Annotated in this window: 18 protein-coding genes; 3 read left to right on the top strand and 15 right to left on the bottom strand. The window is 67.5% G+C overall.

Going from position 1 to position 22,134, the window contains the following annotated elements:
- Positions 1-68: 68 nt before the first annotated feature.
- Complete coding sequence (locus ACO227_RS17625) at positions 69-2,129, top strand: hypothetical protein (protein ID WP_423603616.1); 2,061 nt, start codon at positions 69-71, stop codon at positions 2,127-2,129.
- Here ACO227_RS17625 and ACO227_RS17630 read toward each other — a convergent pair.
- The 4 genes from ACO227_RS17630 to ACO227_RS17645 all read right to left on the bottom strand — a co-directional run bounded on the left by ACO227_RS17630 (position 2,104) and on the right by ACO227_RS17645 (position 9,274).
- Positions 2,104-2,778 carry a DUF6445 family protein gene (locus tag ACO227_RS17630; protein WP_423603618.1) on the bottom strand — a complete coding sequence of 225 codons (675 nt, stop codon included), beginning with the start codon at positions 2,776-2,778 and terminating at the stop codon, positions 2,104-2,106. The two genes, ACO227_RS17625 and ACO227_RS17630, sit on opposite strands and share 26 nt — an antisense overlap.
- Complete coding sequence (locus ACO227_RS17635) at positions 2,775-4,220, bottom strand: tryptophan halogenase family protein (RefSeq protein WP_423607393.1); 1,446 nt, start codon at positions 4,218-4,220, stop codon at positions 2,775-2,777. The genes ACO227_RS17630 and ACO227_RS17635 overlap by 4 nt, the downstream gene beginning before the upstream one ends.
- Positions 4,221-4,534: 314 nt before the next feature.
- The gene (locus ACO227_RS17640; protein ID WP_423603620.1) at positions 4,535-6,127 is read right to left on the bottom strand and encodes a peptidase dimerization domain-containing protein; all 1,593 of its coding nucleotides are present in this window, start codon (positions 6,125-6,127) and stop codon (positions 4,535-4,537) included.
- 93 nt (positions 6,128-6,220) lie between these two features.
- Positions 6,221-9,274 carry a TonB-dependent receptor plug domain-containing protein gene (locus ACO227_RS17645; RefSeq protein WP_423603622.1) on the bottom strand — a complete coding sequence of 1,018 codons (3,054 nt, stop codon included), beginning with the start codon at positions 9,272-9,274 and terminating at the stop codon, positions 6,221-6,223.
- A 238-nt stretch (positions 9,275-9,512) separates the two neighbouring features.
- Between ACO227_RS17645 and ACO227_RS17650 the strand changes: the two genes are divergently transcribed.
- Together ACO227_RS17650 and ACO227_RS17655 are read left to right on the top strand one after the other, a co-directional pair.
- The gene (locus ACO227_RS17650; RefSeq protein WP_423603623.1) at positions 9,513-10,028 is read left to right on the top strand and encodes an Lrp/AsnC family transcriptional regulator; all 516 of its coding nucleotides are present in this window, start codon (positions 9,513-9,515) and stop codon (positions 10,026-10,028) included.
- 41 nt (positions 10,029-10,069) lie between these two features.
- Positions 10,070-12,193 carry a zinc-dependent metalloprotease gene (locus ACO227_RS17655; RefSeq protein WP_423603625.1) on the top strand — a complete coding sequence of 708 codons (2,124 nt, stop codon included), beginning with the start codon at positions 10,070-10,072 and terminating at the stop codon, positions 12,191-12,193.
- A gap of 4 nt (positions 12,194-12,197) precedes the next feature.
- Here ACO227_RS17655 and ACO227_RS17660 read toward each other — a convergent pair whose 3' ends face one another.
- From ACO227_RS17660 to ACO227_RS17710, 11 genes are all read right to left on the bottom strand, one after another.
- The gene (locus tag ACO227_RS17660) at positions 12,198-12,542 is read right to left on the bottom strand and encodes a UrcA family protein (protein ID WP_423603627.1); all 345 of its coding nucleotides are present in this window, start codon (positions 12,540-12,542) and stop codon (positions 12,198-12,200) included.
- A gap of 76 nt (positions 12,543-12,618) precedes the next feature.
- Positions 12,619-13,101 (bottom strand): A24 family peptidase, encoded by a 483-nt coding sequence (locus ACO227_RS17665; protein ID WP_423603628.1) that lies wholly within the window; start codon positions 13,099-13,101, stop codon positions 12,619-12,621.
- The gene (locus ACO227_RS17670; RefSeq protein ID WP_423603630.1) at positions 13,098-13,910 is read right to left on the bottom strand and encodes a hypothetical protein; all 813 of its coding nucleotides are present in this window, start codon (positions 13,908-13,910) and stop codon (positions 13,098-13,100) included. Before ACO227_RS17670 ends, ACO227_RS17665 begins: the two co-directional genes overlap by 4 nt.
- Positions 13,911-13,927: 17 nt before the next feature.
- Positions 13,928-14,848 carry a tetratricopeptide repeat protein gene (locus ACO227_RS17675; RefSeq protein WP_423603631.1) on the bottom strand — a complete coding sequence of 307 codons (921 nt, stop codon included), beginning with the start codon at positions 14,846-14,848 and terminating at the stop codon, positions 13,928-13,930.
- On the bottom strand, positions 14,848-15,819 hold the full coding sequence (locus ACO227_RS17680) for a type II secretion system F family protein (RefSeq protein WP_423603632.1): 972 nt from the start codon (positions 15,817-15,819) through the stop codon (positions 14,848-14,850). The genes ACO227_RS17675 and ACO227_RS17680 overlap by 1 nt, the downstream gene beginning before the upstream one ends.
- Before the next feature lie 4 nt (positions 15,820-15,823).
- Positions 15,824-16,825, bottom strand: coding sequence for a type II secretion system F family protein (locus ACO227_RS17685; protein ID WP_423603634.1), 1,002 nt, complete (start codon positions 16,823-16,825; stop codon positions 15,824-15,826).
- The gene (locus tag ACO227_RS17690) at positions 16,826-18,181 is read right to left on the bottom strand and encodes a CpaF family protein (protein WP_423603635.1); all 1,356 of its coding nucleotides are present in this window, start codon (positions 18,179-18,181) and stop codon (positions 16,826-16,828) included.
- A 4-nt stretch (positions 18,182-18,185) separates the two neighbouring features.
- The gene (locus tag ACO227_RS17695; RefSeq protein ID WP_423603637.1) at positions 18,186-19,379 is read right to left on the bottom strand and encodes an AAA family ATPase; all 1,194 of its coding nucleotides are present in this window, start codon (positions 19,377-19,379) and stop codon (positions 18,186-18,188) included.
- Positions 19,380-19,389: 10 nt separating this feature from the next.
- A complete protein-coding gene (locus tag ACO227_RS17700; RefSeq protein ID WP_423603638.1) occupies positions 19,390-20,025 on the bottom strand; it encodes a TadE/TadG family type IV pilus assembly protein in 636 nt (211 codons plus the stop codon).
- Positions 20,022-20,519 carry a TadE/TadG family type IV pilus assembly protein gene (locus tag ACO227_RS17705; RefSeq protein ID WP_423603640.1) on the bottom strand — a complete coding sequence of 166 codons (498 nt, stop codon included), beginning with the start codon at positions 20,517-20,519 and terminating at the stop codon, positions 20,022-20,024. Before ACO227_RS17705 ends, ACO227_RS17700 begins: the two co-directional genes overlap by 4 nt.
- Positions 20,516-22,129 carry a pilus assembly protein TadG-related protein gene (locus ACO227_RS17710; RefSeq protein WP_423603641.1) on the bottom strand — a complete coding sequence of 538 codons (1,614 nt, stop codon included), beginning with the start codon at positions 22,127-22,129 and terminating at the stop codon, positions 20,516-20,518. The genes ACO227_RS17705 and ACO227_RS17710 overlap by 4 nt, the downstream gene beginning before the upstream one ends.
- Between the last annotated feature and the right edge of the window lie 5 nt (positions 22,130-22,134).

Here is a 22,134-nt window from a genome sequence, read left to right on the forward strand (position 1 = left end):
AATCGGGGCGCCGCGGCAAAATATCCGCGGCGCCCTTCTTCCATCGACGCAAGCAAAGGAGTGATGCGATGATGTTTGGCCGATTGCTTGCGATGACGGCGCCCCTTGCCCTGACGGTCCCGGCGGCAACGCTGGCACAGTCTGCGCCCGAGCTCGCCTATCAGCTCACCGAGGGTCAGAACATCAACGCGTTCGTCCGCGACGGCCGGATCGCGGCGCATCTGCTGCTGCGCAACGGCACCGATCCGCGCGTCCTCGTCGCCTTTCCCGCGGGGAACAGCGGCGTCGGTCTTTGGTTCGCGCCACTCGCCCGGCCGGCCAATTGGCGGATCGAGCAGGCGCCCGCGCCGGTGACGCTGGCGGATGCCAGGGGCCGGCCGCTCTACGGGATCTCGACCACCGCGACGCTCGATGCGCCGGCGTTGATGGTCAAGCAGGCCGTGCTCTCCAACGTCCGCTTCCTGCGCGACTACCAGTCGATCGCGAAATTCCCGGCCGAGGTCGCGGCGGCGCCGCGGACCGAGGGCCGCAAGCTGATCTGGGCGCGCGACCGTGTCGATGGCGCGCCCGGCTACCGGCTCGAGGTTGAGGTGCTGGTGGGCAGCCTCGCCGACGGCACGATCGCCGCCCCTGCCAACGGCCCGATCCGCCTGCGCATCATCGCGGCGAGCGGCGACACGCCGCTGACCGGCCTCAGCGAAAGCGAGCTGCTCAACGGCAAGGCCACCGCCGACCCGCAGGCACGCAACGCGCTGCGATTCCTCAGCTATCGCGAGAAGTTCCTTGCCGGATCGTGGCGCTTCAACACCTATTTTGGCCGTGACACGCTGATGTCGGTGCGGCTGCTGATGCCCGTGCTGCAGCCCGCAGCGGTCGAGGCCGGCCTGGGCGCAGTGCTGGCGCGACTCAATGCGGTCGGCGAAGTCGCGCACGAAGAGGGCCTGTCCGAATTCGCGATTCTCGACCGGCGGCGGCACAAGCTGCCCGGCGGCGACCAGGCGACACTCGATTATGCGATGGTCGATGACGACTACATGCTGGCGCCGGTCGCCGGCGAATTCCTGCTGGGACAGGCGGGAACGGCCGAAGCGCGCGCCTTTCTCGCGCGCAATATCCCGAGCGAGACCGGCGCGCCGCCGACTGCGGCGGGCAAGCTGCTGGTCCGCAACCTACGCTTCGTGATCGATCAGGCGGCGGCGTTCGCGGCCGCGCCCGGCTGGCAGAAGCTGATCGCGCTCAAGCCGGGCCGGATGACCGGCGAATGGCGCGACAGCGAGGAAGGGATCGGGCGCGGGCGCTATCCCTACAACGTCAATGGCGTGTTCGTGCCCGCTGCACTCGAGGCGGCGGACAAGCTCTACAGAGCGGGGCTGCTCAATCCATATCTGACGCCCGCCGATCGTGCCGCGCTCGCCAGGGCGGGCGCCATGGCCAAGGTCTGGCATGCTCGCGCGCCGGGCCTGTTCCGCACCGACATCCCCGCCGCACGGGCCGCAGACGAGGTGCGCGGCTATGCCGCGCGGGTCGGCGTGCCCGCCGAACCGGCGCTGGCGGCGATGCGGGGTCAGGCGCTGAGCTTCAACGCCATCTCGCTCGATGCGAGCGGTAGGCCGGTGCCGATCGTCAATTCGGACGACGGCTTCCTGCTGTTGTTCGGCCACCCCTCGCCGACGGAGCTGGAGACGTTCGTCGGCGCGGCGATGCGGCCATTCCCCGCCGGGCTGATGACCGATGTCGGCCTGCTCGTCGCCAATGCGGCGCAGGCGGCGCCCGAGGTCGAGGACCGGTTCGGCCCGGGCGCCTATCACGGGGCGGTGGTGTGGTCGTGGCAGCAGGCATTGTTCGCCGCCGGGCTCGAACGGCAGCTGGCGCGCAGGGACTTGCCCGCGAAAACCCGTACGGTGATGACCGATGCGCGGGCCAAGCTGTGGCGCGCGATCGATGCCGCGCGCGCGACCGCCAATTCGGAGCTGTGGTCCTGGGCGTACCGCGACGGGCGCTATCAGGTCGTGGCGTTCGGCGCGGGCAAGCAAGATGTCGACGAATCCAACGCAGCGCAGCTATGGAGCACGGTCTATCTCGCGGTGCGCCCGCCCGTGTCGCTCATGCCGTCGCCAGAAAAGCGGTGACGGTCAGGCGTCCGGTGGCCGGATCGGGGTCGAGGCGCGCATCCGGTGAGATCGCGCCGCTATGGAGCAACGCGCTGCGATAGATCACCGCGCGGTTGTAGCGCGCCTCGACCCGCGCGATCTCGGCGAACAGCTCGGTGTCGCCGTTGAGATAGCCGGCGGGCGGCGCGCTGCCGCGCAGCTCGGCCTCGAGGCGAGCGAGATAGTCTGCCGAGCGCGCCTCATCGATCGTCTCATATCCGGTGGTGCGGTGGCGGAAAAAGGCGGTGCCGTCGCCATGGTCGCGCGAAAGATAATGCACCAGCGCGATCCGCCCGCGCGCGACCGCGTCGACGTGCGGCAGCCGCTGGGCCGGCGTGAGCGTGGCGGGCGGAGCCGTCACGATCGAAAAGCTCGCGTCGAGCAGGTCGATTTGCCGCGGCGCGCCGAACACATCGCGCAGCACCGTGGTCAGCGCCGGGCGGACCTGGGCGAAATAATCGGCCGGCAGCTCGGCGCGAATGCCGGGATAGTGGCGCGGCGCCGGGCCGAAGCTTGCGGCGCAGGCGGCGTCGCAGAGCGTATCGGGATCGGGGTGAAAGCCGTCGACGATCGCGATCGGCTGCTGCTCCGCACCGATCCGGCGCGCGATGATCTCCGGCGCGATCACGCCCTTGCGATCATCGCGGCCGCCAGCGCATCGCCGTGCAGCGGCAGTGTCGGTGCGGCGCGGGCGATGACGTCGGCGATCTGCTGCACCTGCGCGCGGTTGGCCGCTGGGTCGAGCGTATCGGCGAGTGGATTATAGTTTTGCGCGATCACCCCCTGCCCGTTGAGCACGGCGAGCCAGCTCGTCTCGCGGAACAATTCCTCGGCATCGAGCATCAACCGGCCGGAGCGGCGATATTGCGCCTCGCGCACGAGGAGGCTGTCGGGCAGCGCCATCTCGCGTCGTTCGACCCACATCGGCTCGGTCCGATCGGTCGCGTGATAGTGGAGGATCAGGAAATCCTTGATCACGTCCATGTCGGCGTTGAGCAGCCGGTTGAAGCGATCCGCCAAGGCGGGATCGCAATCGCGATCGGGGAACAGGGTCAGCAGCTTGGCGATGCCGCTCTGAATCAGATGGATGCTGGTCGATTCGAGCGGCTCGAGGAAGCCCGAGGACAGGCCCAATGCCACGACATTGCCGATCCACGCCCGCCGCCGCGTTCCCGCCACGAAGCGCAGGACGCGGGGTTCGGCTAGGGCCTCGCCGTCGAGATTGGCGAGCAGGGTCGCGATCGCCTCGTCCTCGCCGATGAAGCGGCTCGAAAATACATAGCCGTTGCCGGTGCGATGCTGGAGCGGGATGCGCCACTGCCAGCCTGCCGCGCGCGCGGTCGAGCGGGTATAGGGCGTGATCTCGCTCACGCGCGCCGAGGGAACCGCGGCGGCGCGATCGCAGGGAAGCCAGTGCGACCAGTCCTCGAAATCGCCGCCCATCGTCTTGTCGATCAGCAGCGCGCGAAAGCCCGAGCAATCGATGAACAGGTCGCCGTCGAGCCGCGCGCCGCGCTGCGTGGTCAGCGCGGTGACGAAGCCGCTCTCGCCGTCGCGCTCGACATCCTGCAGCAGCCCTTCGACGCGCGTCACGCCCGCCGCCTCGGCGATGCCGCGCAGGTGCAGAGCATAGAGGCTGGCGTCGAAATGATAGGCATAACCAAGCGTCGAGAGGATCGATCGCGAGTCGCCCTGGGGCTTGGCGAAGCGATTCTGCGCCGCCAGCGTGCCGGCCAGCGAAAGCGCCGATAGCGGGAGGCCGAGTCCCTCACGCGCTGCTTTGAGCCAGCGGTGATGGAAGGCGACGCCGGGTAATTGCGCGCCATAGGTGCCGAAGGGGTGGAAATAGCGATGGCCCGGTCGGGTCCAGTCGACAAATTCGATGCCGAGCTTGAAACTCGCCTTGGTCGCCGCGAGGAACTTGCCCTCGTCGAGCCCCACCAGCTGGTTGAACCAGTGGATGGTGGGTATCGTCGCCTCGCCGACACCGACCGTGCCGATCTCCTCGGATTCGAGCAGCGTGATGCGCACCGTGCCGCCGAGCGATTTCGCCAGAGCCGTCGCCGTCATCCAGCCCGCAGTACCGCCGCCCAGAATGACCACCGAGCGGATCCGGCGCGAATCCGGGATGCTGTTCGCTGTCGGCGATCTGCTCAAGCTTCCACCTGGAACATTTCGGCTCTCACGAAAACGGCAGAGGCCTAATCCCTGAGCGTATAGCTTGGTCCAGCGCAAGGGGCTTGCGAGGCATCGAGATCACCGACGCTCCACGCCCAGGTTGGCTTCAGTGACGACAGTTGAGCTAGCTATCCGATCGCGGTTGCTCCCGACAGCCAGCCTCCCGGCCCGTCGATCGGGCCGGGAGCGCGGAGCACGGAAGCGCCCTAGTCCTTGATTGGGGCGAGCGTCGGATATTTGACGCCGAGTTGGTCGAGATAGCTCGGATATTTGGCCGGATCGTAGTAATATTTGGTGAGCTCGGGCCGCAACCGCTCCATCACCTCCTTGTTGAGGTGGATCGCCGGCTGGTCCGCTGCGGTGAGCACCGGATCGTATTTCTGGTCCTTGGTCTGGACGTCGCGAAAATAGGCTTTTGCGTCGGTTATCAGCTTGGGCGTGGTCATCGCGTCGAGCACGGTCATCGCCACCGCCTTGGCACCCGCGACGGCACCCTTGTGCGCGACCGGAGTCGCCATCGCGATCGCCGCGGTGACGTTGTGGCCGATCATGTTGGGGATGTTCGAGGGGAAACGGATGGTGATCGTCGGCACCGTCCACATGATGTCGCCGATATCGTCCGATCCCCCACCGAACGAGCGATCGCGAGTTTCAGGCGTGGAGAGCTTCTCCACCGTCGCCTTGAGCGGCTCGACCTTGAACTTCAGCGCTTCCTGCACCGCCTTGGTGAAGGCCTGGTCGTCGGCGCTCCATTTGGGCATGCCGACCCGCTCGATATTGGCCTGCGCGGCCTCGGCCAGCGGGCGGTTAGCGTGGTTGGGTGCGGCATAGCCCAAGATGCGGCGCGTGACGGTGGTGCCGGTCGCCTTGGCCGCCGCTTCGGAGATCTCGTTGCCGGTGGCGAACAGCGAGCGGATCTTATCGAAGGTCTGCTCGCGGAAATAATACCAGACGGTCGCTTCGCCCGGCACGATGTTGGGCTGGCCGCCGCCATTGGTGATCACGTAGTGAGAGCGCTGGGTGAGCGGGAGATGCTCGCGCCGCATGTTCCACGCGATGTTCATCACCTCGACCCCGTCGAGCGCGCTGAGCCCGGCCCAGGGCGCGCCCGCGGCGTGGCTGGTGCGGCCTTTGAAATTATACTCGACCGAGACCATGCCGTTGTTGCCCGAGTCCCCCCAGCCCGTACCGAAGCTCGAGGCGACATGGGTGAAGATCGAGACGTCGACGTCCTTGAACAGGCCGGCGCGGACATAATAGGCCTTGGTCGCCAGCAGCTCCTCGGCGACGCCGGGCCACAGCATCAGCTTGCCCTTGATGTTGTGCTTGGTCATCACGTCCTTGGTCGCGAGCGCGGCGGCGATGACCAGCGGCATGCCCGAATTATGCCCCTCGCCATGGCCCGGCGCACCGGGAACGATCGGCTTGATCTGGGGCAGGCCGGGCATCTGCGACAGGCCGAGCAGCCCGTCGACGTCCGATCCCAGCGCCACGGTCGGCCCCTCGCCATTGCTCCAGGTCGCGGTCCAGGCGGTGGGGATGCCGGCGACGCCCTTTTCGATCGTGAACCCGTTCTTCTCGAGGATGGCGGTCAGATATTCCATCGTCTGGAATTCCTGGAATCCCGGCTCCTGGAAGCTGAACACCGAGTCGACCATTTCCTGGACGAGCTTGGCCCGGGCCTCGACGCCCACGGCGACCTCCTTCTTGAGCGCATCGGATGCCTTGGCATGGGCGCCGGACATCGGCGTGGTGACGAGCAGCGCGGCAAGAAACGACTTCATGACGAGTTTGGACATGGCCTTCTCCCAGGTCGAATGACGGTCTTGTATCAATGACTGCGGACAGAACCACGGGAGGCGCAGGGGGGCGCCTCCCGTGGAGGGGGGTGTTCAGATTGCGAGCCTGAACCCCATGCGGAACACGCGGCCGAGCACGTCGTAGAGCGCGCGGTTGGTCTGCGGATAGGCGGGCGTGTTGTTGCCGGTCGGGCCGTTGCCGACCAGCACCGGATCGCGATCGGTGATGTTGCGGATCGCAAGGAACAGCTCGGCCTTCGCGTTCTTGACCTCGAAGCGGTAGTTGAAGTTGAGGTCGAAGAAGAAGGCGCCCGGGATCGAGTTGGTGTTCACCGTCCGCCGGTCCGCGGTGGAGGCCGGGCAATCGGTCGTGCACACGATGTAATTGTTGTTGTACACCCCGCCCGACACGCCGCGCGCGATCCCCTGGACCGAGAAGCCGCTTTCCATGTCGTAGCCAGCCGAGAAGCGATAGGTCCAGTCGGGCAGCCCGCCGGTATTCTGCCCCGCGGAATCGGTCGCCAGCGTGACGCCGTTCTCGGTCTTGAGCTCGAACGCGCGGCTGACCAGCGCGCGCAGCGAGAAATTGCCGGGTCCGATCTCGCGGCGATAGCTTGCCTCCAGATCGATGCCGCTGGTCTTCACGCTGACGAAGTTGGTCGGCTTGATCTCGATGCTGGTCACGGGAAGGCCGGGCGTGACGACACCGCGCCCGCCCGTGGTCGAGATCGCCGAGCAGGCCGCGGTGATGCCCTGCAGATAGCATTGGTCGACCAGGGTCTGCGCGGTGAGCGAGTCGATCGCGCCGGAGAGGTCGATCTTGTAATAGTCGGCCGAGAAAGCGAGCCCCGGGATGAAGCTGGGCGTCACCACGACGCCCGCGCCATAGGTGAGCGCCTTTTCCGGCACCAGCGCTGGATTACCGACCGTCGACTCGTTGAACTGGTCGGCGCACACGGTGGATGTCGGAGCGGTTGGGCAGGTACCGACCGCGACGGGCCGATTGACGGTGTTGGTGCGGCCGGTGCCGGGTGCGAACAGCTCGGACAGATTGGGCGCGCGGATGTCGCGGGAGATCGTGCCGCGGAACTTGATGTCGTCGATCACCTGCCAGGTCAGGCCCGCCTTCCACGTCACCACGCTGCCCGAGGTCGAATAATCGGTGAGCCGCGCGGCCCCGTTGAAGTCCATCCCCTTGAAGATCGGGATGATCGTCTCGACGAAGCCTTCCTTCACCGTGTAGCTGCCGAAGGTCGGCAGATAGTTGCCGTAGATCCAGGTGCCGGTGGTGACGCCGTTGGCGACGATCGGGCGGAACAGCGCGTCGACGCTGCCGGTCACCTCCTCCTTGCGCCACTCGCCGCCGAAGGCGAGGCTGACCGGCCCGGCGGGGAGACGGAACAGATTGTTGGTCGAGAAGTTCAGTGCCGCGACCTGCTGCTTGAGATGCTGGCGGCGCAGCGGCTGCAAGCCGTCATGGAGCACATATTGGATCGCCTGGGCCGAGGCGCCGTTGGTGCCGATGCGGTTGAGCGGCACGCAGGCGCGGTCGTCATTGGCAGTATTCGCGTCGACGTTGATCCGGCAGACGATCGCGCCCGCCGCATAACCCCCCGGATTGCCCGCCGCGGCGACCACCGCGTCGGTCGCATTCGCCATGCGCTGGATGTGCCAGGCATTGGTCAGCCGCTCGACCGTGTCGGTCTTGCCGAACTGGTAATAGCCGTCCCACTGCCAGGTGATGCCGCCGGTCGCGAACTCGCCATCGCCGCCGACGACATAGCGCTGGACCTGGCGGCGGTTGTCGCTGCCCTGCGGCGGCAGGAAGATGTTGCTGGTACCGATCTGGATGGTCTGCAGGTTGTTCGTGACCATATCGGCGCGCACCGAATCGGGCAGGAAGGCGTTGTCGCGCTGGATCGTCACGCCCACGGTCGGCGTCTGTTGATAATAGCTCTGGCCGCGATAGTGGCTGATCGCCGCCTGCGCGAACAACTCGATCGCGGGAGAGAATTCATAGCTGATTCGGCCAAATCCGCTGACGCGCTTCTCGGCGGGAAGCAGCGTTGCGCTGCTGCGGTGGCCGGCGGTGGTGATGCCGAGATCGCCGCCCAGCATCCACTGGCCGCTCGTCGCGCCGAAGTTGAGCTGGTTGACGCTGGCCTTGCCCGTCGCCGGATTGATCGATCCGAAATAGGTGCCGCGCAACGGCCCGGAATAGATCAGTCCGCCCGGCGTGAACTGGCCGGTGCCGGCGTTGGCGCTGACCAGATATTCCGGCGCGCAGCCCGTGATCGGCGTGCCGGCGACATAGCCCGCCGGGGGGCGGCAATTGCCGCCGACGGCGGTGCTGTACGCCGGATTGTTGATCAGGAAGAAGCCGGTGTCGTTCCAGTCGCGGTCGATCGACTGGATGCCCTTCTGCGTGAAATACTCGCCCGACAGCAGGATATGGCCCTTGCCGTCGCCGAAGCTCTTGCCGCCGGTCGCGCTGATCTTGTGGTTGGGGCCGTCGCCATAGGTGGTGACGCCGTGCTCATACTCGGTCTTGAACCCGGTATAGGTCTTGTCGAGGATGAAGTTGACCACGCCCGAGACCGCGTCCGAGCCATAGGCCGAGGACGCGCCGCCGGTCACCACTTCGACCCGCTGGATCAGCGCCTGGGGGAAGGTGTTGACGTCGACCGATCCCGTCGTGGTCGAGGCGACCGAGCGCTGGCCGTCGAACAGCACCAGCGTGCGGTTCGCGCCGAGATTGCGCAGGTTGACGCTGTTGATGCCCGCCGCGCCGTTCGACAGCGATCCGTTCGAGCTCGCCGCCGTGCCCGAGCCGCGCACCGCGGGAAGCGTGTTGACGAAGTCCGAGATATTGGCGGGCGCCTCGGCCTTCAGCTCCTTGGTGCTGATCACGCTGACCGGGGTCGGCGCGTCATAGCCGTCGCGGACGATGCGCGACCCGGTGACGGTGATCTCGGGACCGGCCTCGGGTTCCGCCGGTTGCTCCGGTTCGGCCGTCTCGACCGGCGCGGTCTGGGCATGCGCCGCCCCGGCGATCAGCGATACGGCAAGGATGACTGCGCTGCCCAGCAGCTGCGCGCGCGACGTTCCGGTTTTTCCGCCCTGAAACTCGTTCTTTTCTGAACCCACGTTAGCCCCCAAATCTAGTTTGATAGGGCCAGCCAGGATCCTCTTCCTTGAACTGTTCTGGTTCGTTCGGGTCTCTGCGGAAAATATCCGGCCATCTTCCGGCATCGTTGCCGGCGCGGCCATTCGGTGATCTGCGATCGGCATGAAGCCTAGCAGATTCGCCATGACGATAGTGCCTAAATTTGGAACTTAATCAAGGGCGTTGATTCGAATTTCATCTTGTATATGAAGATTCGTGATGAATATCGAACCTGTAACACTTGATACTATCGATTATCGAATCCTGAAAGCGTTGTCGGAAGACGGGAGGATTTCCGACGTCGCGCTCGGCGAGATGATCAACCTCTCCAGCACGGCCGTCGCCCGTCGGCGGCGTATCCTGGAAGAAACCGGCGTGATCGAGGGCTATTCCGCGCGGCTCTCGCTCAAGGCGCTGGGCTTCGCCGGCACCGTGATGGTGATGGTCGAGCTGAGCTCGCAGGCGGAGAACATCCTGGTCGAGTTCGAGCGCGAAGTGGTCAAATGCCCCTCGGTCTCGTTCTGCGGCTTCGTGTCGGGCGATACCGACTTCATGATCCTGATCCACGTCAGTTCGCTGGACGAGTACGACAAGATCTATCGAGAAGAGCTGTCCAATCTTCCGCATGTGTCGAAGATCAGAAGCAGCTTCGTGTTGAGGGAGGTTGCCCGCCGCTCGAACGTGCCGATCATCTTCGAGCGGGGAAAGGCAGGTGCAACCGGGTCGCGCCGTTAGCGAAGGGCGAGCGTCGCGTCCCCCATCTGTCGGGGAAAGTGATGACCAAGATCGACTCGCGCGGGCCAGGCCTGCGGCGTTCCGTGGCGCGGACGCTGCTGGGCGCGGCATTTGTTTCGCTCGCGGCGGCGGCAGGCGTGCTGCTTCCACATACGGTGAAGGCAGCACCGGCCCAGGCGGCCCCGTCCGCGCTGGCCGACGGCTATATCCCGCTCGCCTGGGACACGGCGCGCGGCAAGCTGCTGCTGCAGGTGCCAGCGTTCGACGAGGACGTGCTCTACTATGTCTCGGCGGCCACCGGCGGCGGATCGGTCGAGCTGCCCTTCGACCGCGGCATCATGGAGACTGCGGTGATCCGCTTCCAGCGCGCCGGCAATCGCGTGCTCGTGGTCGAGATCAACAGCGGCTATCGCGCGACCGGCAACGCGGCGACCGCGCAGGGCGTCGCGGACTCCTTCCCCACCTCGGTCCTCGCCAGCCTGCCGATCGAATCGAGCGCGGGCGGCAAGGTGACGGTCGATGCGACCGCGCTGTTCATGCGCGATGCCGCCAATATCGAAGGGACGCTGCGCCGCACCAACCAGGGCAGCTTCAAGCTCGATCCCGCGCGCAGCACCTTCTACGCGCCGCGGATCAAGGCGTTTCCGGAGAATAGCGAGGTCGAGACGATCGTCACCTTCGCGGCGGATACGCCCGGCGCGCTGGTGCGCAACGTCGCGCCCGAGCCCCGCGCGCTGACGATGCGCATCCATCACAGCTTCCTGAAACCCCCGACCGGCTATGTCCCGCGCGTGGCGGACCCGCGCATCGGGGTGAGCGAGCTGCGCTTCCGCGACTATTCGAAGCCGTTCAGCGAGCGCACCGACACGTCATGGGTCACGCGCTGGCGGCTCGAGAAGAAGGACCCCGCCGCGGCGATGAGCGATCCGGTCAAGCCGATCCGCGTCTATTTCGACCCTGCGATCCCGGCGCCGATCCGCACCGCGATGAAGCAGGGCCTGCTATGGTGGAACAAGTCGTTCGAGGCGGCCGGGTTCAGCAACGCGATCGAGGCGATCGACGCGCCGGCCGACATGGACCCGATGGACATCCGCTACGCCTTTATCCTGTGGATCAATCGCGACGAGCGCGGCTTCTCGTCCGGCGGCACCTTTCGCGATCCGCGCACCGGCGAGATCCTGGGCGCCAAGGTGCGGATGGACACGCACCGCATCCGCACGATCGGCAACTACTGGGACGCCTATCTGGCGGGGCTGCCCGGCGACGGCGCGGGCGTGACGGTGGCCGATCCCGGCCTGCTGACCGAAGGCGCGCTCGCCGGCATGCCGGCGGGACAGCGCGACATGGTGCTGCTGCGCCAGGCGCTGCTGATGGCGCACGAATATGGCCATTCGCTCGGCTTCGGGCATAATTTCGCCTCCAGCCTCAGCGACCGCGCGTCGGTGATGGAGTATCCCACGCCACGGGTGAAGGTAACGGACGGCAGGCTCGATCTGTCCGAATCCTTCATGAAGGGGATCGGCGCCTATGACACGATGATGGTGCGCTACGCCTATACGCCCTTCGCTCCCGCGGCAGAGAAAGCGGGGCTGGAAGGCGTGATCGCCGACATGCGCGGCCAGGGGCTGCTCTATGTCCCCGACACCGATCCGCGCTGGACCTGGTATGACGACCGCGCGACCCCGGGCGAGAATCTGCGCGAGGCGATGGCCGCGCGGAAAATCATGCTGGCGGGCTATGGCCAGAGCGCGCTGACCGCCGGGGAGCCGGTCGGAACGCTGCGCGACGCGCGGCTGTGGATGGTCTATCTCCACCACCGCTACGCGATCGAGAGCGCGCTCAAATATGTCGGTGGGCTCTACCAGAACATCGTCGTCAAGGGCGACACGCTGCCGCCGACCGAGTTCATCCCGACCGAAATGCAGCGCGGCTCGCTCGGCCTGCTGCTCGACGCGATCGAGCCGGCCAACCTGGCGCTACCCGAGAACCTGCTCGCGCAGCTGACGCCCGATCCGGTGACCGCCGCCTTCTATCGCCAGAGCGCTCGGCGCATCGCCGCCTATCTCGACGATCCGGCAGCGAATGCGCCTAAGAAACTGGCGCCCGAATGGGGCAAGGGGCCGCGCTCGCGCTTCCCGCTGCCCCCCGGGCCGCCGCTCGGCTGAGCCGTCAGCCGCCGCGCGCCAGCGCCACGTGGCGATCAAGATCGCTGCGGGCGCCGGTCAGCGCCTGGCCGAAGCACAGGCCATAGTCGCGCTTCTGGTAGAGATCCTGCGTCGCGCTCGGGTCGCATACCTGCTTCGAGGCGAAGCGCAGGCGGCTCTCGGCACGCGCGACATGCGCGTCGCGGCGCAGGTCGAGGTCGCGGAGCGACACGGTCTGCGTGCGGGTCACCCCGCGCAGCTCGCCGGTGACCGTCATCTCGGTTCCGATTTCGCCCGTCCGCGCCGCGGCGGGAGCAAGTGCACAACACAACGCGCCGGCGATCGCCGGGGCGGCCAACAGCCTAACCATCCTCGTTCCTTTCCTGCTCCGCCTCTAACGGACGGCTTTGCACAGATGGGACATGCACAGACCAATTCCAAGGATGTCAAGGGCTGGCATACCCTAGGCCGATCGCGGTGATCGCACCGCACGCGATCGCCAATCCGTAGGGGATCGGGCCCCGCGGTTTCAGCGCCACCATGCCCGAACGCAACAGCGCCGATGCCGGCACGGCTCGGCGAAGCACGACGAACAGCAGCGTGACGGCGGCACCCGCGACCGCGATCGCGCCAATCAGCCTCGCCGCACCCGCGATATCGAACCAGAGCGCCGTCGCCGCGAGCAGCTTGACGTCCCCTCCGCCCAGCCAGCGCGCGGCGAATCCGGCGGTGCCCAGCGCGAGAACGCCGAGGAATACCGCACCGTTCTGCCACAGCGATGCCTCCAAGCCCTTCGCGACCGCATAGGCGGGAAAGAGCAGGAAGATCGCCACCGCGAAGAAATTGGCGATGCGCAGCTGGCAGACGTCCTGCATGGCCGCCATAGCCAGCAGCAGGACCAGGATTGCAAGCAACGCCGTGGCGATCACCGTGCCTCTCCGCGAGCGTCCTTGAGTCCATCCAGAAGCCGGTTCGCCTCGGGGGTGAACTGCGGATCGATCTGGATCGCCTCCGCCAGCAACGCCCGCGCCAGATCCCGTCGTCCGGCGCGCAACGCACCCTTCGACGCAAGAGTCAGGCGCGACGCCCATCGCCGGTCGTCATCGACCCCGCCGCGGCGCCGCGGGGCATTGCCCATCGCGCCTTCCACCAGATCGATATTGCCAGCGATGCGCCTGTCGCCCGGCGCCGCGCGCAAGGCCTTGCCGAGATCGTCTCGCGCGTCCGCGTAGCGGCCCTGCTCGATCCGGGCGAAAGCGCGGTTGTTGAGCGTTACCGGATTGTCCGGGGAAAGGCTCAGTGACTGTGCGAAGGCGCTCTCGCTCTCCGCCCAGCCCTGGCCCCGCGCCAGCACGACGCCCAGCATCTGGCTGCTCTGCCACGTCGCGCAACGCGGCGCCGTGTCGCGCAACGCCTCGAGCGCGCGCGCGTCGCCAAGCCGCGCCGCGGCCACCCCGAAATCGCGCAGATAGTCGCAGCGCGCGGGAGCCACCTCACGCAGTCTACCGAAGATCTGGAGCGCTTGCGCGGACGCACCGGTAGCGAGCGCGAACTGGCCGCGGATCGCATCGACCGCTTCCGCCTCGACGGCATCGGCTGGCGCGGGAAGCCGCGCCAGCATCACCTCCGCCTGGATCAGGCGCCCTGCGCGGATCGCCGCGGCGATGATCGGAAGATCCGCGCCCGATGCCAACGCTGGCGGGCAAAGTGCCGACGCCACGATTGCCGAGAGCAGCATTTGTCCCGCCCGACGCATCACGAGCGGCCCCTCCCCCGCAACGCCGGCAGCGCGTCCTCGCCGACCAGCAATTGCACGCGATCGACCCGCGCGCTTTCCTCGATCCGGGCAGCGAAGGGCAGGTTCCGTGCCAGCCGCTCGCCGAGCCCGCGCGCTTCCCGCGGAACCAGGATGCGGCTGCGCTTGAGCTTGAACGCCGCGTCGCCGGTCTCGAGCCCGCCAATTCCGCGCTTCGCCAGCAAGGCCGCGGTCTGCCGGGCAATCCCGTGCCGTCCCACGGCATTGACCACGCGAGCAGGACGCACAACGCCAGCGGCCGGTACGGGCAGCCCCGACGCCATGGCAGGCCGTTTCGACGCGACTGCCGCGGGTTGGCGCGGCATCGTCACCACGAGCGTGGAGCGCTCCGATTGCCGGATCGTCCGGATATCGGGCTCGGGCGCAGCGGCAGCCGCCACCGGTGCCGGTTGCACGGGCGCAGGCTGAATGATGGGCGTCACGACCGCCGCCGCCTCGACCGGCGCGTCGGGCAGCGCGATCCGCAGGTCCGCCATCAGCTGCTCGGCTTCGCGATGGCGCCCCTGCGCGCGCAACGACGCGGCGAAGTTCTGATAGATACGTGGGTTGCGCGGCGCGAGCGCGAGCGCCTCCTGATAATAACGGTCGGACAGGTCGAGCCGGCCGAGCAGCTCGTAGCTGATCGCCAGCCCCTCGATCGCGCGGCTGTTGGCCGGGTCTTGGCGCAACACGCGGCGATAGGCGGCGATCGCCAGACCGTACTGACCGCGCGCGACCAGCTCGTTGCCCGCGGCGACGCTAGTCTGTCCGACCGCCGCGCCTCCGACCGGCCGGATCCCCGACAGCCCCGGCGCCATTGCGCAGCCGGCGAGTGCGGCAAATACCGCCAACGCCGCCGTAGTTGCGGTGAACGATCCCATCAGCCTCCCCCCGCCATCGCTGGAATCAGGTCACGCACTACGCGGATCGCAGCAGGCAGCATCAGCACCCCGATCATCACCGGCAGCATGCACGCCACCAGCGGGATCGACAGCAGCACGGGCAGCCGGTGCGCCCGCTCCTCGGCCGAGAGGCGGCGGCGTTCGCGCATCTCGGCAGCATAGACGCGCAGCGTCTTGCCGATGCTCGATCCGAGCCGGTCGGACTGGATAACCAGCGTGACGAACGAACGGATCTGGTCGACCCGTGCACGCTCACCCATGCGGTGCAGCGCGTCCTCGCGGCTGCGGCCGGCGCGAAGCTCGAGCACCACGCCGGCGAGCAGCTTCGCCACCAGCGGATGGGAATGCATCATCTCGCGCCCGACGCGATCGAACGCCGCCTCGAGCCCCAGACCGGCCTCGACGCACACTAGCATGAGGTCGAGCGTGTCGGGAAAGTCCCGGACCAGCCGGTCGCGGCGACGATCGGCGCGCGCGCGGACGATCAGCGTCGGAATGTACAGCCCAGCAAGCGCGAGCGCGGCGCCGGTAATGTAGAGCTGTACCAGCGATCCGGTACGCCCGGTGAGCGTAGCGAACAGCACGAACAGCGCGGGCACGCCGAGCGTCGCCACGAGCCGCACCAGCGTGTAGATGCGCGGCGCCAGCGGCGAGGAGAACCCGGCCTCCGCCAGCTTGTCGGCAAGCGCGGCGCTGTTGGTGTCGGCAAGCGACAGTCCGCTGCGCTCGATCGCGTTGACCAAGCCGTGCCAGGCGCTCGACTGCTGCTCGCCGCGCAGCGACCCGCCGCTCGCCACCACGCCGCCGCGCGTCATCGCCTCGAGCCGCGCACGCACCCGCGTGCGATTTCGTGCCAGCGTCGCCACTGCGAGCGCGAGGCCGGTCGCCAGCACGAACACCAGGACCAGGATGGCGGTGCGGGGCAGCTGGGGCGCGAGATCGGCGATCATCGCATCAGACCTTGAGGTCGATCATGCGCCGGATCGTGAAGAAGCCGACGAGATAGAGAAGGATCAGACCGGCGAACGCGGTCAGGAAGGCCGGGTCGCCCGCGACGTCGAGGTAGAAGGCCGGATTAAGCAGGAACAGCGCGGCAAAGGCGAGCAGCGGGAGCGCCGTCAGGATCGCGCCAGTCATCCGTCCCTCCGAACTCAGCGCGCGCACCATCATCGCCATGCTCGCCCGCTCGCGGATCACCTTCGACAGATTCTCGAGGATCTCGGCGAGGTTGCCGCCAGTCTCGTTCTGGATCGCCAGCGAGACGACGAACATGCGCATGTCGTCGAGATCGCAGCGCTCGGCCATGTTGTGCAGTGCATCGCGCAGATCGGCGCCATAGGTCACCTCGTCCGCCGCGAGCCCGAACTCGCTACCGATCGGATCGGCCATCTCGCGCGTCAGCAGGTCAAGCGCCGACGCCACCGGATGTCCCGCGCGCAACCCCCGCACGAAGATGTCGAGCGCCACCGGGAACTGCTCCATCAGCTTCTTGTGCCGCCGGTCGGCCTTGCGCGCGAACACGAACAGTGGGAGCGCGACGCCCACCACCGCGGCGAACGCGGCGATCATCACCAGCACGCCGAGGGTGACGGTGATCCCGGCAAGCACCGTTCCCCCCGTCACGACCAGGAAGATCCCGAAAAACGCCATCGTCATCCACGCCGCGATCTGCGCCGGCGAGTGGGGCAGCCCGCTGGTGCGCAGCATCTTCTCGAGCCGCTTGCCCGGCCCGCCCAGGACACCGGGCAGGTTGATCGCACCGGCCAGCGAGTCGCGCCGCAGCTTGGCGGAAACCGTCGCCTGATCGGCGCCCTGCGCGATCAGCTCGAGCCGCTTGTTGACCGCGCGCCGCTTGCCGCGCTCGCTGCGCATCCATTGCAGCGCCCCGTCGGCAGCGAGCAGGGCCGCACCGAACACGAACAGCAGGATCAGCGCGCGAAGGGTCGTGTCGCTCATCTAACGCAGCCCGAGCTCGGGCCGGAACAGCTCGGCCGGAAGATGAATGCCGCGATCGCTCAGCTCCTGCATGAACTTGGGACGGATGCCGGTCGCCTCGAACCGGCCCTGCACGCCGCCGTCGCCGTCGCGGCCAGTCATGCGGAAGCGGAAGATTTCCTGCATGGTGATAACCTCGCTCTCCATCCCGGTGATCTCGGATACGCTGAGCAGGCGGCGGTTGCCGTCGCTGAGGCGTCCGACCTGGATGACGATGTTGATGGCGGAGGCGATCTGCGCCCGCGCCGAGCTGGAGGAGATGTCGATCCCGCTCATGCCGATCATCTGCTCGACACGCGACAATGCGTCGCGCGGGGTGTTGGCGTGGACGGTGGTCATCGACCCGTCATGGCCGGTGTTCATCGCCTGGAGCATGTCGAATGCCTCGCCGGCGCGCACCTCGCCGACGATGATCCGGTCGGGGCGCATGCGCAGCGCGTTCTTGACCAAATCGCGCTGGGTGACCTCGCCTGCCCCCTCGATATTCGCCGGGCGCGTCTCCAGCCGCACGACGTGGCGCTGCTGGAGCTGGAGTTCGGCCGAGTCTTCGATCGTCACGATGCGCTCGGTGCCGTCGATATAGGCCGACATGGCATTGAGCAGCGTGGTCTTGCCCGACCCCGTGCCGCCCGAGATCAGCACGTTGCGCCGCGCCTCGACGATCGCGGCCAGCACCTGTGCGATATCCCCCGGGATACTGCCGAGCTCGGTCAGCCGGTCCATGGTGATCGGCACCTTGGCGAACTTGCGGATCGACATCAGCGGACCGTCGACCGCGAGCGGCGGCACGACCGCATTGACGCGTGAGCCATCGGCCAGACGCGCGTCGACATAGGGCGCGGACTCGTCGATCCGGCGCCCGACGGCCGAGACGATCTTCTGAATGATCCGCAGCAGATGCCGGTCGTCCTTGAAGCGGACCGGCGTCTCCTCGAGCTTGCCGCCGCGCTCGACGAACACGGTCTGCGGGCCGTTGATCAGAATGTCGGTGATCGACGGGTCCTTGAGCAGCGGCTCGATCGGCCCGAGCCCGAGTAGCTCGTCGAGCACGTCGCTCACCAGCTGGCGGCGTTCCTTGAGGTTGAGCGCGTGCTTCTGCAGCGCAAGCTGGTCCTGGACGATGTCGCCGATCTCGGAACGGATCTGCTCGGGCGTCATCGTCTCGAGCGCGGAGAGGTTGATCTGGTCGAGCAACCGCTGATGCAGCTCGACCTTCAGCTCGGTCCAGCGCGCGGCCTCCGCCACGTCGCTGTCCGACAGCGTCGTGGTGGCGGCGCCGCGGTCGGCGATGCTCGAGCTGTTCTTGATCTGCCACATCGCCTCAACTCCGGCCGAGCAACTCGTCCAAACCGTCCATCATGGCCTCCAGGTCACGGCTCAGCCGGCTCTTGCCCTTGATGTCGCCGATCAGGATTCCCTCGTTCAGTGCCGCCATGACCAACGGGAAATCGTTGGCCATGGTGAAGGTCACCGGCCGGCGCAGCACCCGCTCGGCGTCGCCGAGATTGATCGAGCGGAACAGCCTCTTCTCGGTGCGGTTGACGACGATGCGCACAGCCTCGGGCGCGATGCCGAGCCGCTCGAGCAGCGAGAGCTGCCGCTGCGCCTTGCGCAGGCTGGCGATGGTCAGGTCGACCGTGAACAGGATCGTGCTCGCCCGCGCCACCAACGACAGCGACCAGTTCGTCCAGTCGCTCGGCAGGTCGAGGAAGACGGTGTCGTAGCTCGTCCGGGCGAGCTCGACGAGGCCGCAGATCTGATCGGTGTCGATCGATTCGAGCGGCATGATCTCCACCGGCGCGGCGAACACCGCGAGCCCTCGGGCGTGCTTGGCCGGCACCGAACGCAGCACCGCCAGGTCGAGCCGCGAACCCGCCTCGAGCAGGTCGCCGACGGTGAGATTGGCCTCCAGTCCGAGATAGGTCGCGACATTCCCGTTCTGCAGATCGAGGTCGAACAGCGCGGTCTCCCGCCCCGCCTTGCCCTCGCGGGCGGCGTAGAGCGCGGCGAGCTGAGTCACCAGCGCCGTCGCGCCGACCCCGCCCACGCTCTTGATCACCGCGACCAGCTTGCCGGGCGCCGGCTGCGCCCGAACGATCTGCTCGCCGAGCCGGTCGATCACCGCTTCGAGCTCGCTGCGCACCAGCGGGAGCGGAATCACGTCGCTGGCGCCGACCCGCAGCAGCGCACGCACCGCCGCGAGCGAGGTATCGCGCGCCGCGGCGACGACGATCAGCCGCGGATGCCGCTCGCGCAACCGCTCGAGCCGCCGGATCGAGCCGGGATCGTTGGCGCGAACCTCGACCACGATCGTCTGCGCGCGCGTCGAGATGTCGGCCGGAATATCGGCGTCGGGCTCGAGCGCGGTCAGCTCGATCACGAAATCGTTGCGCCGGCTGGGCCCGATCTCGCTCGCGCCGATCTCGGCCTGCGACAGCACCAGCTCAACCGAGACGGCACTGCCGCGGACGCGCCAGCCGCCTGGTCCCCATTCGCTCAAATTACGCACTTCCACATCGTCACTCCTAGTTCGCCACGTTCCCGATCCCGTCCTCCAGAATCAGGGAAGCGCTGAATGCCGGCAACGCGATGCTGCTGGTCCCGAAGAAGCTGAACAGCACCGGCCGGAACTGCACGTTGCGCAGCCGGACCACGATCAACGGCGCGACATCGGCGCCGTTCGGGTCTCCGGCATAACCAAGCCCGGAATATTCGTAGCGGATCTCGACATTCGCCGCGGTCAGCCGCGGAAACACCATCCGCATCCGCGCGGCGATGCGGTTGAACGCCGCAACGTCCGCGGTGCCGAGCCACGGGCAGCTGCCGCTGATGCAGGTGCATGCGATCGCCGTCGCGTCCTTGCCCGTCACGGCGGTCGAGACGCAGCTCGCCCCGGCGAAATTCGCCTGCGGCACGGCGCCGCCTTGCAGCAGCCCGTCGCTGACGGTGAAACTGTAGCCCGCGAGCCCCCCTGGGACGATATCGGTGACGATCGCGTAGCGCGCGCCCATCTGGGTGGCTTTCTCGGCGCGGTTGCACTCCCAAAGGAAACGCGCGACGTCGACCGTGCCGAGCAGGAAGACGATGAGCAGCGGCAGCACCAGCGCGAACTCCGCTGCGCCCGAGCCCGACCGGTCAGCGAGGAGGCCGCGGGCGATCATACGCCCATCACCGAGACTTCGGAGGCCGCGGTCATGCTGATCGGCGAGGTGGCGATGCCGAAATGGCGGAACAGCGAGGTGTAGGGCACGGTCGCCGAGACCTTGACCACCGGCACGCCGCTCGCCTGCCCCTTGTAAATCCCCGAATAGGTCCCGGACGTGTCGCAGCGCACCGTCAGCGTGACGCTGGTGGGATCGGTCCAGCCCACCAGCCGCGCGGTTCCCCCGCTGATCGTCCCGGTTCGCGTGATGTCGCGGGTCTTGGTGATCACGTCGGTGGAGGCGGTCGCGCAGCTATACTCGGCAAAGCCCCGTCGCGAGGCATAGCGCGCGCCGTCGCGGACCGCTTTCACCACGACATGCTGCGACATGAAATAGTTGCCGAGATCGACCGCGCCGAACATCAGGACCAGCATCAGCGGTGCGACCAGCACCAGCTCGATGCTCGCCGAGCCCGAGCTGCCCCGCCACAATGCGGAGGCTAGCCGGATCATTGCAGCAGATACGGCACGTCGCGCCGCACCACCTGGGGTTGGTTGACTCCGTTCGCGCCGGCGGTGGTCTCGCCGATCACCTCGACATAGACCTCCTTCGAGTCGGTATACGAGATGTTGCCGCTTTTGCGCGCGTAGGACGGCTCGACGAGGAACACGTCGAGCCATTTGGCGACGGGTATCTGTGTCGACTTGCCGTTGAGCGAGAGCGCGCGGCAGTTGAGCACCGCGACCGAAATCCGGCGCCGATCGCCCTCGGCGCCTGGCGTCAGGCCGGCACGCCCGGTCGCGGGATAGCCGAACGCAGTAGGCTGGGCCGCGTTGCCGTTGCCATTGCCGTTGCCATTTCCGTTGCCGTTCCCATTGCCATTTCCGTTTCCGCCCGATCCCAGCGGCTGGGGCACCGATATGCCATAGGACTGGCCGCCGACGGTGACCGCCGTATGCGTCATCTCCCATTGGTATACGGCGTAGCGGGTCGCGGTGGCCGACAGGCCGGTCGCGCCCGTCCACGCGGTCGATCCGTTGAGCTTGTAGTTGACCCGGAAATAGGCGTCGCGATCCCAGTTCCCGCTGCCCATCGTGCCGCAGGTCTGGCCGCCCGCCGAAACCGCGTGGCACAGGTCGCGCGGATAGCCCATCACGTCGGGGTCGGCGCTGCCGTCCGAGGGCAGCGCGGCGACGCTGGTCGGGCGATAGGGCCTGGCGGACTCGGCCCAGATATCGTCCGAGCAGCTGGTGCCGTTGGCCGAGCTGCAGACGAGGTCTTTGCGGCTGTTGCTCGACGGCGAACAGATGCCCCCGCCCTGCGACGGGCAAGTCGAATTGCCGTTGGCGAACACGTCGAACCGCGTGTTGAGCGCTGAGAGCACCGAGGCGCTCATCCCGGTCTTCGTCGTCACGCCGGTCATCGGCGAGCAGTTGCCCGGCGGCTTGTTGTAGCCCAGCGCGGCCGCGAGCTCGTTGGCGCCATTGCCGCTGTTCGATTCGAGCCAGCCGAAATTGCCCGGCGTGTCGGCATTGCCGGTGATCAGCTTGAGCCCGACCCCCACGGCAGGGCTGAAGCCGTAATATTCGTCGATGTTGTTGAGCGGCTCGGAGGGGTTGCACACCATCACCGGCGGCACGTTGCAGATCGCCGAGCCGACGCCCGCCACTGCCGAGGCATCGAGAGGACCTGAATTCAGCGCGCCTGCGATCGGCGTCAGCGCATAGCGCGCGGTGCGTGCACCGACCGTGACCTTCACGAAATGAGCGTCGCCATCGCCGGTCGCCAGCGTCTGCGCGGCATCGCCGAACGCGGAGTAGAAGGTGACCGTCGGAACGGTGACCGTGCGGTCCGAGGCGTCATTGGCGAAGAGCGCGCGGTTAGCGATCAGGCTTTGCGCCGCCGACGTGGCGCGTGCGCGCGCATTGCTCAGCCCGTCGAGCTGCGACGCCGCGGCCAGCGCCGCCTGATCCGCGGCGCTCTGCAGCTCGGTATCGAGACCGGCCAGTCGGGTATAGTCGAACGCCAGCCCCGCCGCGGCCACAAGGCCGAACAGCGCGATCGCCACAATCGGGGCGACCGCGCCATCCTCGTTCCGCAGAAGATCGCCGGGGGTTCGCATCGCCG

Source organism: Sphingomonas sp. MS122, assembly GCF_049532975.1.
Classification (GTDB): Bacteria; Pseudomonadota; Alphaproteobacteria; order Sphingomonadales; family Sphingomonadaceae; genus Sphingomonas.

What these genes read in the sequence shown, in the direction of transcription:
- ACO227_RS17690 (WP_423603635.1), bottom strand. Translation starts at nt 18,181, where the DNA reads ATGTGGCAGATCAAGAACAGCTCGAGCATCGCCGACCGCGGCGCCGCC.
- ACO227_RS17685 (WP_423603634.1), bottom strand. Translation starts at nt 16,825, where the DNA reads ATGAGCGACACGACCCTTCGCGCGCTGATCCTGCTGTTCGTGTTCGGT.
- ACO227_RS17710 (WP_423603641.1), bottom strand. Translation starts at nt 22,129, where the DNA reads ATGCGAACCCCCGGCGATCTTCTGCGGAACGAGGATGGCGCGGTCGCC.
- ACO227_RS17705 (WP_423603640.1), bottom strand. Translation starts at nt 20,519, where the DNA reads ATGATCCGGCTAGCCTCCGCATTGTGGCGGGGCAGCTCGGGCTCGGCG.
- ACO227_RS17700 (WP_423603638.1), bottom strand. Translation starts at nt 20,025, where the DNA reads ATGATCGCCCGCGGCCTCCTCGCTGACCGGTCGGGCTCGGGCGCAGCG.
- ACO227_RS17680 (WP_423603632.1), bottom strand. Translation starts at nt 15,819, where the DNA reads ATGATCGCCGATCTCGCGCCCCAGCTGCCCCGCACCGCCATCCTGGTC.
- ACO227_RS17675 (WP_423603631.1), bottom strand. Translation starts at nt 14,848, where the DNA reads ATGGGATCGTTCACCGCAACTACGGCGGCGTTGGCGGTATTTGCCGCA.
- ACO227_RS17655 (WP_423603625.1), top strand. Translation starts at nt 10,070, where the DNA reads ATGACCAAGATCGACTCGCGCGGGCCAGGCCTGCGGCGTTCCGTGGCG.
- ACO227_RS17635 (WP_423607393.1), bottom strand. Translation starts at nt 4,220, where the DNA reads ATGACGGCGACGGCTCTGGCGAAATCGCTCGGCGGCACGGTGCGCATC.
- ACO227_RS17650 (WP_423603623.1), top strand. Translation starts at nt 9,513, where the DNA reads ATGAATATCGAACCTGTAACACTTGATACTATCGATTATCGAATCCTG.
- ACO227_RS17625 (WP_423603616.1), top strand. Translation starts at nt 69, where the DNA reads ATGATGTTTGGCCGATTGCTTGCGATGACGGCGCCCCTTGCCCTGACG.
- ACO227_RS17640 (WP_423603620.1), bottom strand. Translation starts at nt 6,127, where the DNA reads ATGTCCAAACTCGTCATGAAGTCGTTTCTTGCCGCGCTGCTCGTCACC.
- ACO227_RS17670 (WP_423603630.1), bottom strand. Translation starts at nt 13,910, where the DNA reads ATGCTGCTCTCGGCAATCGTGGCGTCGGCACTTTGCCCGCCAGCGTTG.
- ACO227_RS17660 (WP_423603627.1), bottom strand. Translation starts at nt 12,542, where the DNA reads ATGGTTAGGCTGTTGGCCGCCCCGGCGATCGCCGGCGCGTTGTGTTGT.